The sequence below is a fragment of the Trinickia terrae genome, assembly GCF_005144415.1.
Lineage (GTDB): Bacteria > Pseudomonadota > Gammaproteobacteria > Burkholderiales > Burkholderiaceae > Trinickia_A > Trinickia_A terrae.
Genome location: NZ_SWJE01000001.1, coordinates 450,890 through 463,088, shown reverse-complemented (window position 1 = coordinate 463,088; position 12,199 = coordinate 450,890). Strand labels below are relative to the sequence as shown.

Here is a 12,199-nt window from a genome sequence, read left to right as displayed (position 1 = left end):
CCCCTTCGACCTATCCCTCGTCAATTCAGCGGATGCAGATCCTGGAGCAGCGTCGGCACCAGTTCCGACACGGTCGGATGGATGTGCACCGCGCGGCTGATCGTCGTGTAGGGCGCCTTTGCATACATCACGTCGAGCAGCGCATGAACGACTTCGTCGCCCGTCACGCCCAGGATCGAGGCGCCGAGTATGGCCCCGGTATCCGCGTCGACGATCGCCTTCATGAAGCCCTGGCTCTCGCCTTTTTCCACGGCGCGTCCGACGCGCGTCATCGGGCGCGTTCCGACCAGCAGCTTGCGTCCCGATTGCATCGCCTCGGCTTGCGTCATGCCGACACGGCCAAGCGGCGGATCGATGAACATGGCGTAGGCCGTGATGCGGTCCGACACTTGGCGCGGGTCGTCGTCGAGAAGGTTTGCCGCAACGATCTCATGGTCGTGGTACGACGTATGCGTGAACCCGCCGCGACCGTTGCAATCGCCCATCGCCCAGATGCCGGGGACATTCGTGCGCAATTGCTCGTCGACCTTGATGTAGCCACGCGCGTCCGTCTCGACGCCGGCGCGGTCCAAGCCGAGATCGCCGGTGTTCGGCACGCGCCCGACGGCGAGCAGCAGATGCGAGCCCGCGGCTTCACGCGCCCCCGTGGCGCAATCCAGCCCGACGACCACGTTGTCTCCATCGCGTCGCGCGCTCAGGCAGTTGGCGTCGAGTTGAACGTCGATGCCCTCGCTTTCGAGGATTTCCTTGACCGCCTGCGACACGTCCTCGTCCTCGCGCCCGATCAGGCGCGGGCCTTTCTCGACGATCGTCACCCGCGACCCGAAGCGCCGGTACATCTGACCGAACTCGAGACCCACGTAGCTGCCGCCGACGACAATCAAGTGCTCCGGCAGGAAGTCCACGTCCAGCATGCTCGAGCTGGTGAGATAGGGAACCTGGTCCAGGCCGGGCATCGGCGGAACCAGCGCACGCCCGCCGACGTCGATGAAGATCCGCTCCGCCTCCAGCAGCTCGTCGCCGACTCGCACGGCATGCGCGCTTTCGAAGCGGGCGTGGCCCTGGTAGACCGTGCAGTTCGCGAGGCCGCGGACCCACTTCTCCACGTTGCGGCTCGAGCGCCCGGAGATCTGGTCCTTGCGAGCCTTCACCTTCTTCATGTCGACCGTGACCGGCCCGCCGATCACCACGCCGTACTCGTCGGCCCGCTGAGCCAAGCGGGCCGCATAGGCGCTGGCGATCAACGTCTTGGTGGGGATGCAGCCCGTGTTCACGCAAGTGCCGCCGAACTGCGAGCGCTCGACGATGGCTACCTTCATGCCCGCGCCGGACAACCGCGCGGCGAGCGGCGGGCCGGATTGTCCGGTGCCGATGATGATTGCTTCGAAGCGTTGAGTCATGGAACTCTCCTTCGCTGCTACATCGTATGCATGGCGTTGCGCGAGCCATTCGCGTGAAGTTGACGCGCCGCTCGCGGACAGTTGCCCGCATATGGTAGACCTGTTGCAGCTCCTGCAAGCAACGGCGATTCACGCTACCCTTTCGGACCCTGCCGCTCGCATGCAAAGGCGTGCCGCGCAACAGGTTATTGCCATCAGGAAAGCCATGACACAACCGCTCAGAATCGATTTTGTCTCCGATATCGCATGCCCGTGGTGCGCTATCGGCCTATCCTCGCTCCAGCTCGCGCTGTCGCGCCTCGGCAATGAAGTCGACGCGCAGGTCGTCATGCACCCGTTCGAGCTGAATCCGCAGATGGGGCCAGGCGGCGAGGACGTGGTCGACTATCTCGGCAAGAAATACGGACGCACGCCTGCACAGATCGCCGAGACGCAGGCCATGATCCGCGATCGCGGCGCGAGCGTCGGCTTCACGTTCGGCCCGCGCACGCGCGTCTACAACACCTTCGACGCGCATCGCTTGCTGCATTGGGCCGGCATCGAAGGCAAGCAGCTGCCGCTGAAGCTGGCGCTGATGCGCGCCTATCACGCCGACGGCAAGGACCCGAGCAACCACGACGTGCTGGTCGATGCCGCACAATCGGTCGGACTCGACGCCGCGAAGGCGCGCGACGTGCTCCGCAGCGGAGACTACGCCGACGAGGTTCGCGCGGAAGAACGGGAACACCAGGCGATGGGCATCCAGTCGGTGCCGTCGATCATCTTCAATCAACGCTATCTGGTGTCGGGCGGACAGCCCGTGGAAGCATTCGAGCAGGCCATCCGGCAAATTCTGGCCGAGAACGCGTGAGAGAGGGTTAGGGGGCTTTCGCCCCCTAACCCGGTGCGCTGTGAAGTCGGCGCGAACGTCTATTGAGAATTTATCTTGTAGTTATTTTGGAGTCCGTGAGGTACTGACGGGTTTTTAGTGAGAGCCGTTGCTACCGCCGTGACCACCGTTTCCGCCACCGCCCTGGCCGCCTGAGCCCTTGCCGCTTGAGCCTTGACCACCTGCACCACTTCCACCGGAACCTTGACCACCAGCGCCTTCGCCGCCTGAGCCTTTTCCGCCCGTGCCTTTTCCGCCCGATCCCTGACCGCCAGCTCCCTGGCCACCGGCACCGCTTCCTCCGGAACCTTGACCACCAGCGCCTTCGCCGCCTGAGCCTTTTCCACCTGAGCCTTTTCCGCCCGATCCCTGACCGCCAGTTCCCTGGCCACCGGCACCACTTCCTCCGGAACCTTGACCACCAGCGCCTTCGCCGCCTGAGCCTTTTCCACCCGATCCCTGACCGCCAGCTCCCTTGCCACCGGCACCGCTTCCTCCGGAACCTTGTCCACCAGCGCCCTCGCCGCCCGAGCCTTTTCCGCCCGATCCCTGACCGCCAGCTCCCTGGCCACCGGCACCGCTTCCTCCGGAACCTTGTCCACCGGCGCCTTGGCCGCCTGAGCCCTTTCCGCCGGAGCCCTGACCACCAGCGCCTTGACCGCCAGCACCGCTTCCTCCGGAACCTTGTCCACCAGCACCCTCGCCGCCTGAGCCTTTTCCGCCCGATCCCTGACCGCCACCGCCCTGTCCGCCTGCACCGCTTCCTCCAGCACCTTGCCCACCACTACCCTGACCACCTGCACCGCTTCCTCCCGCACCTTGCCCACCACTACCCTGACCACCTGCACCGCTTCCTCCCGCACCTTGCCCACCAGTGCCCTGACCACCTGCACCGCTTCCTCCCGCACCTTGCCCACCAGCGCCCTGTCCGCCAGCACCGCTTCCTCCGGCACCTTGCCCACCAGCGCCCTGTCCGCCAGCACCGCTTCCTCCGGCACCTTGCCCACCAGCGCCCTGTCCGCCAGCACCGCTTCCTCCGGCACCTTGCCCGCCAGCGCCCTGTCCGCCAGCACCGCTTCCTCCGGCACCTTGCCCACCAGCGCCCTGTCCGCCGCTACCCGAACCGCCATTGCCCGAGCCTTTGCTTCCGGTGCTTCCGGTACTCCCAGCGTTTCCGTTGCCCGAACCCCCGGGGGTGTTGCCTGCCGCACCCGGCCCACCGGATCCGACGCCGGCGCCACCATTGCCCCCGTGCCCCCCGTCACCGCCGGTCGTCGCCGTGCCCGGACTTCCCGAGCCCGTGCCGCGTCCGCCGCCACCGCTGCCCGCGAAGCCGGCCACTCCGGCACCTCCAGCATCGCTGCCGGATGAAACGTCATCGCCATATCCGCTCGAGGTCTCATCCGTCAACGACAGGTCAACGTCCCTGCGCGGGCAATCTGTCGCCCCGGTTAACGGGCAATCACTCGCCGCACTCTGCCCGGTCGAGGGCGCTTCCGACTGCTGTGCCTGGCTCTCCATCATTACGCCGTGATCCGGCACCGCGTAGGCCGTCGTACCGCCGTCTTGCTGGGCGTATGCCGCCGCCACATGCAGACTGACTGTCAGCACCGCCAGCATTTTCAACGGCACCCGCCCCCTATATCCCCGGTTATATTTATTCATTTTGAAATCCTAATTATCTTGCCTGGATCCTCGTCGACCCATACTCGTTTCATCTGGCAGCGCTAGTGAATCACGCGGACTGCCCCCCCATTGCGTGAAGTTACGTTAGGCGGTCCCGGATGCGAGAACCGTGCGCAGCCCCACGCATTGGTATGAATGGACTTGAAAGCAGGGAGATAAATGGCGGGGATGATCGCTAGCGAACATTGGCGGCGGAGAGCGCCAAGGTGCTCATCGCCGTCGCGTCCGGCAGCAGCGGCACGTCACACGCGCCTATCGCAGCGAGGGTTAACGCTGGCAGTGCTGCTCCGACACGAGCATGCCGAATCGGAACTCACCGCTCACGTTATAAAATCTGTCTTTAATCCCACCTGCATGCCACCATGCTCGCTCTCAAGCTCACGCTTGTCCCGGCATTCCTGTTGATCGTCTCGTCGTCCGGAAAGTGGTGGGGGCCATCCATTGCCGGATGGCTCGCAGGCTTGCCTGTCGTCGCAGGTCCGATTCTTTATCTGCTCGTCCTCCAGCACGGCCCGCTATTCGGCGCGCACGCCGCGATACTCTCGCTGTCGGCAATCCTCGCGTCCGAAGCATTCAACTTCGCCTATGCATGGACCTGCCGCACGCGTGCATGGCCCCTCGCCTTGTGCTCCGGTCTGCTTGCATGGTTCGTTTCGGCTTGCGCGTTGTCGCTGTTGCCCGCCTCTCCGGCCTGGGCTGCGGCAGTCGCGTTGGTAGCGGTCTTGTTCGGTCAATCGTTCCTGCCGCGCGCGAGAAGTGTCGCGGCGGGCGCGCCGCTCACGCGCAGCGACCTGATCGGCCGCATGCTGGCCGGAGCCGCGCTCACGCTGCTCGTCACGTCGCTGTCGGGAATGCTCGGCGCGAAGTGGAGCGGGCTCTTGGCGGTGTTCCCGTTGCTCGGCATCGTGCTGTCGGTATCGTCGCAGCGCGCCCACGGGCCTGACTTCGTCATCTCGCTCTTGCGCGGCATGGTGCTCGGACGGTTTTCGTTCGCCGCGTTCTGTCTCTGGCTTTCATTCGCGCTGATGCGCCAAGCGCCCGCTGCAGCGTTTGCCGAAGCGGCCGTCATCGCAATGGCGGTCCAGTCGAGCACCAAACGGCTCGCCTCCGTGCAGCGGCATCAGCGAGAACCGTGGCGGCAACGGTAGCGCAGCATCGGATAGCACACCCCTCACTACGCCGCTTCGCCATCGAGCGGATTCGCAAAGCTGCGCACCGACTCCACCATCAGCTCCGCCAGCCGTTCGACCGGCGGCGTCACGGCGGACGCCCCGCGCAGCAGCATCAGCGAAAACTGGGGCAGCGGCGGCAAGCCGTGCGCCTTCGCATCGAAGGCGATGAGCGTCGACGGCATGCCGTACAGCGTGCGCACGGTCAACCCAAGGCCCGCCGACGCCGCCGCCCACAACCCCGCCAGGCTCGGGCTCGTGAACACGACGCGCCAGGGAATCCCCGCACGATCGAGCGCGGCCCGCGCCGCGTCGTACATCACGCAAGGTCCATCGAAAGCGATCAGCGGCAGTGGCTCGCCCGAATCGACGCGCCAGCTCAGCGTCTTCGAGCCGATCCAGCGCAGCGCGGGCCGCGCGACACGATCGGCGCGCCCGTCCGCGCGGCGCGAATAGGCCGATGCCGCCGTGCTGTCCCAGATCAGCGCAAGATCGAGCTCATTCGCATCGAGCCGCGCCATCAGATCGACGTTGCGCGCGACACGCGCCTCGACGCGCACCTTCGGATGCGCCCGCGCAAACGAGCCGAGCACCTCCGGCAAGAGCGTCTCGCCGAAGTCCTCCTGCAGGCCGAGCCGCACCCATCCTTCGAGATCGGTGCCGCGCACCGCCGCCGACGCCTCGTCGTTCAGCTCGACCAGCCGCCGCGCGTAGCGCAGCATGGTCTCGCCCGCGTCGGTCAGCGCCAGCCCGCGGCCGGCCTTGCGAAACAGCGGCATGCCCGCCTGCTCCTCGAGCTTCTTGATCTGCGCGCTGATCGCGGACGTGGAGCGCCCGACTTTGCCGGCCGCCTTGGCGAAGCTGCCCAGGTCCATGCCCGTGACGAAGCTGCGCAGGCTCACCAAATCGAAGTTCACCTGACTCATTCAATCATCCTGTTTTATCGAACGATGCGACGAAAAATTTCTGATATTCAGGATGAATATAGGGTGCCAAACTGCGTCCGTCAAATCCACCCAGAAGGGACGCTCATGGAAACCCGATCTCTGATCAATCCCGCCGGACGGGCGAAATCGGCGAAGTTGGCGCTCGGCGCCTTGCATAAATGGAAGGTGCTCGGCGTCGGCGTGGCGGCCAACGCGAGCTTCTCGGCCACGGCGACCGGCATTCCGACGACCGCCATCTGGATGCGTCACGACTACCACTTGAGCAATGCCGCTCTCGGCCTCGTGATGGGGTCGATGGGACTCGGACTGGCGCTGTCGGAGTTGCCGTGGGGCTTCGCGACCGACCGCTTCGGCGACCGGCCGGTGCTGCTGACAGGCCTCCTCTCGACCGCGTTCATGCTGCTGATGATGACGCTGTTCGCCGTGCCTGCGGGCGGGTCCGTGCCCGCGCTGCCGCTGATGATCGCGGCGATGTGCGTGACGGGACTGCTCGGCGGCAGCGTGAACGGCTCGAGCGGGCGCGCGGTGATGAGCTGGTTCAAGGACGGCGAGCGCGGTCTCGCGATGAGCATCCGCCAGACCGCGGTGCCGCTCGGCGGCGGTCTCGGCGCGGTGCTGCTGCCGTGGCTCGCGGGGTCGTGGGGCTTTGGCGGCGTGTTCGGCGCGCTTGCCGCGATGGTCGCCCTGTCCGCAGGCTTTGCGTGGCGCTGGCTGCACGAGCCACCGGCTGCGGCAGCGTCACCGGAGACCACGCGCGCGGACGCCGCCGCGCAGCGCGGGCCGCTCGCCGATATCCAGATCTGGCGTGTCGTGCTCGGCATCGGGATCCTGTGCGTGCCGCAGTTCGCTATCCTGACGTTCGCGACCGTGTTCCTGCACGACTTCGCCCGTGTGCACGCCGGGGGGATCAGCGCAACGATGGCGGTCGTGCAAGGCGGCGCGATGGTGATGCGCGTCTGGAGCGGCCGCTACACCGACAGGCGCGGCAACCGCCGTTCGTACCTGCGCGGCTCGACGCTCGTCGCTACGGCCTCGTTTGCGGTGCTGGCGCTAGCCGTGGCGGTCCTGCACAGCACGTTCGCGGCCTTGCTCGTGGCGCTGATCGCCTTGGCGGGGATCTGCGTGTCGGCCTGGCATGGCGTCGCGTATACCGAGCTCGCGACGCTGGCCGGTCCGCGGCGCGCCGGCACGGCGCTCGGGATGGCGAACACAGTCGTCTACTGCGGGCTCTTCGTCGCGCCGATCGCGATCCCGCATCTGCTAGCCGCCGGCTCGTGGGCGGGCGTGTGGGCCGTGGCGGGTTTGTCCGCGCTGCTGACGTATCCGCTGTTTCCGAAGGCGGCGCGTGACAGGTAGCTCGTGCCGTCATTCGAAAGACGCGCGAGGCAAGCATGATCGATCTCGATACAATGCCGTCTCGATCAAAAGGAGATGCCATGTCCAGTCACAGCGTCAAGATCGAATGGGACCGCTCCGGGGCGCTCTTCACCGACAACCGGTACAGCCGCGCGCACCACTGGTCGTTCGACGGCGGCACGGTCGTTCCCGCGTCGAGCTCGCCCGACGTGGTGAAGGCGCCGCTTTCGAATCCGGCCAATGTCGATCCTGAAGAGGCGTATGTCGCGTCGCTGTCGAGCTGCCACATGCTGTGGTTTCTCGACATCGCGCGTACCGCGGGCTACGTGGTCGACCGGTACGTCGACGAAGCGGTCGGGCACATGGAGCGCGGCAGCGACGGCAAGCCCTGGATCGCGAGCGTCGAGCTGCGGCCGGCCGTTGCGTTCTCCGGTGCCAAGCGGCCCGACGATGCGGCCGTCGAGCATCTGCATCACCGCGCGCATGAGGAATGCTTTCTGGCGAAGTCGGTGAAGAGCGAAATCGGCGTCGCGGGGACGTGGACGTATCGCGAAGGTTGAGCGGAACGGCAGGCGATCAGCGCGCCGTTTCGCTGCATACGCGAGCGCGCGCAACGCGCCGCGATTCTGATCCTATCGGCACCGGAAACGCGACCTCGACGAACCCAAACCGTGAAAACCCTCCCGCTCGCCGCCGCCCGCACGCTGCACCTCGCCGCCCAGGGCCTGCTCGCGCCGCCGCGCCGCAAGGCGGACAAGGCCGACGTGCTGGCCGCGATCCGCCGCATGGCGCAGCTGCAAATCGACACCATCCACGTCGTCGCCCGCAGCCCCTACTTCGTGCTGTTCAGCCGCGTCGGCGCATTCGAGCCGCAATGGCTCGACGAGCATCTCGCCGAAGGACGCCTCTTCGAATACTGGTCGCATGAAGCGTGCTTCGTGCCGATCGAGGACTACGGCCTGCTGCGTCATCGGATGCTCGATCCGAGCGGGATGGGATGGAAGTATTCGGTCGACTGGCACGAGCGCCACAAAGACGATATCGACGCCCTCCTCGCGCACATCCGCGACAACGGCCCCGTGCGCTCGGCCGACTTCGCTCGCGCCGACGGCGAAAGCGGCAACGGCTGGTGGGATTGGAAACCGGAGAAGCGCCACCTCGAAGTGCTGTTTACGCTCGGGGAGCTGATGGTGTCCGAGCGGCGCAACTTCCAGCGCGTCTACGATCTCGCCGAGCGCGTGCTGCTCGATTGGGACGATGCGCGCGACCTGCCGCCTCTCGAGGCAACGCAGCAGGCGCTGGTGGCGAAAACCTGTCGCGCGCTCGGCGTGGTCCGCGCCGACTGGATCGCGGATTACTACCGGCTCGCGAAGCGCTCGTACGCCGCGGACCTGCATGCGCTCGCGGATGCCGGCGAACTGCTGGCCGTGCGCGTGGAAGGTTGGAAGGAAGATGTGTTCGTCTCGAGCGATCTGGCGCCGCTGATCGACGATGCCGCGAACGCGCGCCTGCGCTCGACCGTCACGACGCTGCTCTCGCCGTTCGATCCGGTCGTCTGGGATCGCAGGCGCGCCGCGGGGCTGTTCGATTTCGACTATGCGATCGAGTGCTACACGCCCGCCGCAAAACGCAAGTTCGGCTACTTCTGCCTGCCGGTGCTGAGCCGCGGGAAACTGGTGGGCCGCGTCGATGCGAAGGCGCATCGGGCGAGCGGCGTGTTCGAATTGAAGTCGGTTCACCTTGAGCCCGGCGTGCGTATCGGCGCGGGGCTCGTCGCGGATTTGCGGCGCGCCGTGCAGCGCTGCGCCGATTGGCACGGCACGCCGCAGATCGCCGTCGGTTCGGCGCCGCCGGAACTGGCGGCCGGCCTGGCGCGGCCTTACGAAACCGAATAGACATCGGGCCGATGCAGCTCCATATACCGCTCCGGCTGCGTCAAAGCCGCGAACCCCGCCGGCCGGTACAGCTCGTGCGCATCCGAGGTCACGAGCACGATGCGTCGCAGGCGCGCCAGCGACGCGTCGGCGAACACATGCTCCATCAGCGCCTTCGCGTAGCCGCGCCCGCGATACTCGGGCAGCGTGAACACGTCGCACAGGTAGGCAAACGTCGCATGGTCGGTCACGAGGCGCGCAAAGGCCACCTGCGCGCCGTCGAGATAAGCGCCGAAGCACAGCGAACCTTCGATCGCCCTTTGCACGACCTCGAGCGAAATCCCTTTCGCCCACGGCGCCTCGTCGCGCAGGAACGTGTGGATCATCGGCACATCGAGCCGGGTCTTGTCCGTCGAGAACTGCAACCGCGGTTCCAGCATGGCGCTCCCCCATCGCATGACAGTGACAAAAGAGCGCCAGTATCGCTCAAGGCGTCCATCGATACATCAGGATCTTGGCGCGCGCGTCGTCCTCGACGAGCACGACATATTCGCCGGTGCTGCGCTCGACCGCGCTGATGCCGAGATAGACGTCGACCCAGCCCGACGTGCCGCCCACCGACGTCCCCGGCTTCATGTAGCCGACCTGCTGCCCGTTGCGCACGTCGTAGACATCGACGCGATCCGTATACAGCTCCGCGACGAAAATGTAGTTCCCCGCGACCGCGACGCCCACCGGCGTCTGCTGCGGATCGGCTGTCACGTTCCACGGCAGCATGATCGTGTAGCGCGCCTGCGGCGTGCCCGAGCTCCAGTTGTCGTAGCGCACGAGCAGGCGCCCCGCCGCTTTCCAATGCGACGAGTCGTACGGATAGGCGCTCGTATAGCCGGACACGTACATCGCGTCGCTCGATGCGTCGTAGACGATGCGCGCCACGCGCGAGAACGGCTGCGGCATCGCATACGTCTTCGCGCTCGCATAGGTATAGACCGGATTGCCGTACGCATCGAAGCCTTGCAGCGGCAGCTCGCGAATCCCGCTGCCCAGCATGCCGAGCCAGATATTGCCCTGACTGTCGACCCACCAGAAACCGTCCTCCGGCGCGTTGCCCGAAGACGGGTTGGCCTGGATCTCGCTGGCATCGACGTGGCCGTCGCCGTTGGCGTCGCGCCACATCCATTCGCCGTACGAAGGCTGCCCCGAGGGCCAGCTGCCCGGAATCGGATTCTCCGCGAAGAGGCCCGAAGGAATCGCGACCTGCCCTTCAGCCGCCGCGTTGAAGCGGTAGATGCTCAGATAGTGCGAGTACATGTCGATCGTGTAGAGCAGCAGACTGCCGTTCACGCGGCGCACCATCGGCTCGCCGCGCACGCCCTTGGGCAAGTGGAGCGCCGGGTCGTCGGGATATTGGAAGCGGTCGAGCGTGAACCCCGCATAGCTCCATTCCTGCCCCGGCTGCGTTTGCCGGTAGTCGAGCGAGAAGTGCTTCGATCCGCTGAAGACGCTCGCGGGTTCAGCCGGATCGAACGATCCGCCGTCGACGAACGTCAGCCCATAGAGCCGCCAGTTCAGCGCCTGCGACGACCATGCGTAGCTTTCGAGCACCGTGCCCTCGCCGTCGAACACCGAGCCGAACGCGCGCGGGCCGAAGCCGTTCTGCGCGACGTAGAGATTGCCGGATGCGTCGAAGCCGATCCCGGTGATGCCGTTGAAGCGCCAGTCGCCCGGCACGCCGGTGGTCACATGGAAGATGCCGTTGCGCGTGCCGAGCTGGCCAGCGAGCGACGTCTGCCCCGAAGCGGTCTTGTTGTAGAGGAGGATCTGCTGCGACGCTCCGCCGTCCGCGACGAGCAATTGTCCCGAGGGCGAGATCGCCAGGTCGACGGGGACCGTCCCTGAAGGCAGCGACACCGCGCTGCCGATCAGCGCGCCGGCCGTCGAATAGTGGACGATGCTGCGGCCCGTCGCGCCCTGCAGCCCCTGGATGATCCAGAGCGTGCCGTCGGTGTCGATCAGGATGCGGCCCGGCGACGGCACGGCCCACGAGCGCAGGCGGCGCATCGTGTTCGCATCGTCGACTTCGATCTGGTTGGCGTAAGTGTTCGCGACGTAAAGCTCGGTGGCGCTCGCGGCGAGTCCGCGGATGCTCGCGTCCGTTCCCGTGGGCACGGCGTTCTCGCGCAGGAAGCTGTTCTTGGTGACGTTGGCGCTGTTGCCGATACCGCTCGCGAACGGCGCTCCGGTAGCGATATTGCTGACCAGGCGGCGCGTGATGCCGTACCACGTCGTGTTCGAGGGCGGATAGTCGCTGCCCACAAGCGCGTTGCTCTCGTTGCCGATCGACATCCCCGCATACAGGTACGTGCCGTTCGATGCCACAGCGTCGCCGCCGGCGTTCCCCCAGCCGTGCGTATTGCCGGCCACGGCGACCTTGCTGCCGCCTTTGTAGGCGCCGACCTCGCTGCCGCTTTCGTCCCACGGCGCGTTGGTATACACGGTGCCGTCCGAGCCGACGCTGATCGCCTCCACGTCGAGCTGCACCCACTTGCCGTCGCCGAAGCCGAAGCTATTGCCGATCCACGAGGTTTCGTAGGTCGGCTGCGTTTGCGCCGAAGCGCCTGGTGAAACGGCGGCGCACAACGCCGCCACGGACAACGAAATTCGATGCAGCCATTTCATGAGCGATCCTCGGAAACACGTCAACGGGAAGCCATTCGCTTTTATCAGATGAATAAGTAATTCGTCTGACGATAACGAATCCGACCGCCATCGACGATCCGCAAATCAGATCGACCTCTCGCACGCCTCCATCATTCGTGCGATCAGTAGACGCGTTTTCGGTCGTTTTTCCTTGCGCGTGCCGACGAAATAAAAGCGCAGCGGACTTTTTACCGCATGC

At 66.1% G+C, this 12,199-nt stretch carries 10 protein-coding genes; 5 read left to right on the top strand and 5 right to left on the bottom strand.

What is annotated here, in order from left to right; all coding sequences use genetic code 11:
- Positions 1 to 20 precede the first annotated feature (20 nt).
- Positions 21 to 1,400 carry an FAD-containing oxidoreductase gene (locus FAZ69_RS02075; RefSeq protein WP_136892268.1) on the bottom strand — a complete coding sequence of 460 codons (1,380 nt, stop codon included), beginning with the start codon at positions 1,398 to 1,400 and terminating at the stop codon, positions 21 to 23.
- 205 nt (positions 1,401 to 1,605) lie between these two features.
- On the opposite strand from FAZ69_RS02075, the gene FAZ69_RS02070 reads away from it, so the two are divergent.
- Entirely contained in the window at positions 1,606 to 2,250 is a 645-nt protein-coding gene (locus FAZ69_RS02070; RefSeq protein ID WP_136892267.1) for a DsbA family oxidoreductase, read from the top strand.
- 59 nt (positions 2,251 to 2,309) lie between these two features.
- Here the strand turns inward: FAZ69_RS02070 and FAZ69_RS34310 are convergent, their stop codons facing one another.
- Positions 2,310 to 3,398: a hypothetical protein gene (locus FAZ69_RS34310; protein WP_169708524.1), complete on the bottom strand. Its 1,089-nt coding sequence runs from the start codon at positions 3,396 to 3,398 to the stop codon at positions 2,310 to 2,312.
- Between the two features lie 918 nt (positions 3,399 to 4,316).
- Here FAZ69_RS34310 and FAZ69_RS02065 point away from each other — a divergent pair.
- The gene (locus FAZ69_RS02065; RefSeq protein WP_136892266.1) at positions 4,317 to 5,102 is read left to right on the top strand and encodes a hypothetical protein; all 786 of its coding nucleotides are present in this window, start codon (positions 4,317 to 4,319) and stop codon (positions 5,100 to 5,102) included.
- Between the two features lie 26 nt (positions 5,103 to 5,128).
- On the opposite strand, the gene FAZ69_RS02060 is transcribed toward FAZ69_RS02065, so the two are convergent.
- Positions 5,129 to 6,049 carry a LysR substrate-binding domain-containing protein gene (locus tag FAZ69_RS02060; RefSeq protein ID WP_136892265.1) on the bottom strand — a complete coding sequence of 307 codons (921 nt, stop codon included), beginning with the start codon at positions 6,047 to 6,049 and terminating at the stop codon, positions 5,129 to 5,131.
- Between the two features lie 105 nt (positions 6,050 to 6,154).
- On the opposite strand from FAZ69_RS02060, the gene FAZ69_RS02055 reads away from it, so the two are divergent.
- From FAZ69_RS02055 to FAZ69_RS02045, 3 genes are all read left to right on the top strand, one after another.
- Positions 6,155 to 7,426, top strand: a complete 1,272-nt coding sequence (locus FAZ69_RS02055; RefSeq protein WP_136892264.1) for an MFS transporter — start codon at positions 6,155 to 6,157, stop codon at positions 7,424 to 7,426.
- Between the two features lie 80 nt (positions 7,427 to 7,506).
- Positions 7,507 to 7,986 carry an OsmC family protein gene (locus tag FAZ69_RS02050; protein ID WP_136892263.1) on the top strand — a complete coding sequence of 160 codons (480 nt, stop codon included), beginning with the start codon at positions 7,507 to 7,509 and terminating at the stop codon, positions 7,984 to 7,986.
- Between the two features lie 111 nt (positions 7,987 to 8,097).
- A complete protein-coding gene (locus FAZ69_RS02045; RefSeq protein WP_136892262.1) occupies positions 8,098 to 9,321 on the top strand; it encodes a winged helix-turn-helix domain-containing protein in 1,224 nt (407 codons plus the stop codon).
- Here FAZ69_RS02045 and FAZ69_RS02040 read toward each other — a convergent pair.
- The gene (locus tag FAZ69_RS02040) at positions 9,306 to 9,740 is read right to left on the bottom strand and encodes a GNAT family N-acetyltransferase (protein ID WP_136892261.1); all 435 of its coding nucleotides are present in this window, start codon (positions 9,738 to 9,740) and stop codon (positions 9,306 to 9,308) included. The two genes, FAZ69_RS02045 and FAZ69_RS02040, sit on opposite strands and share 16 nt — an antisense overlap.
- A gap of 46 nt (positions 9,741 to 9,786) precedes the next feature.
- Positions 9,787 to 11,979, bottom strand: coding sequence for an NHL repeat-containing protein (locus FAZ69_RS02035; protein ID WP_136892260.1), 2,193 nt, complete (start codon positions 11,977 to 11,979; stop codon positions 9,787 to 9,789).
- Positions 11,980 to 12,199: the final 220 nt, after the last annotated feature.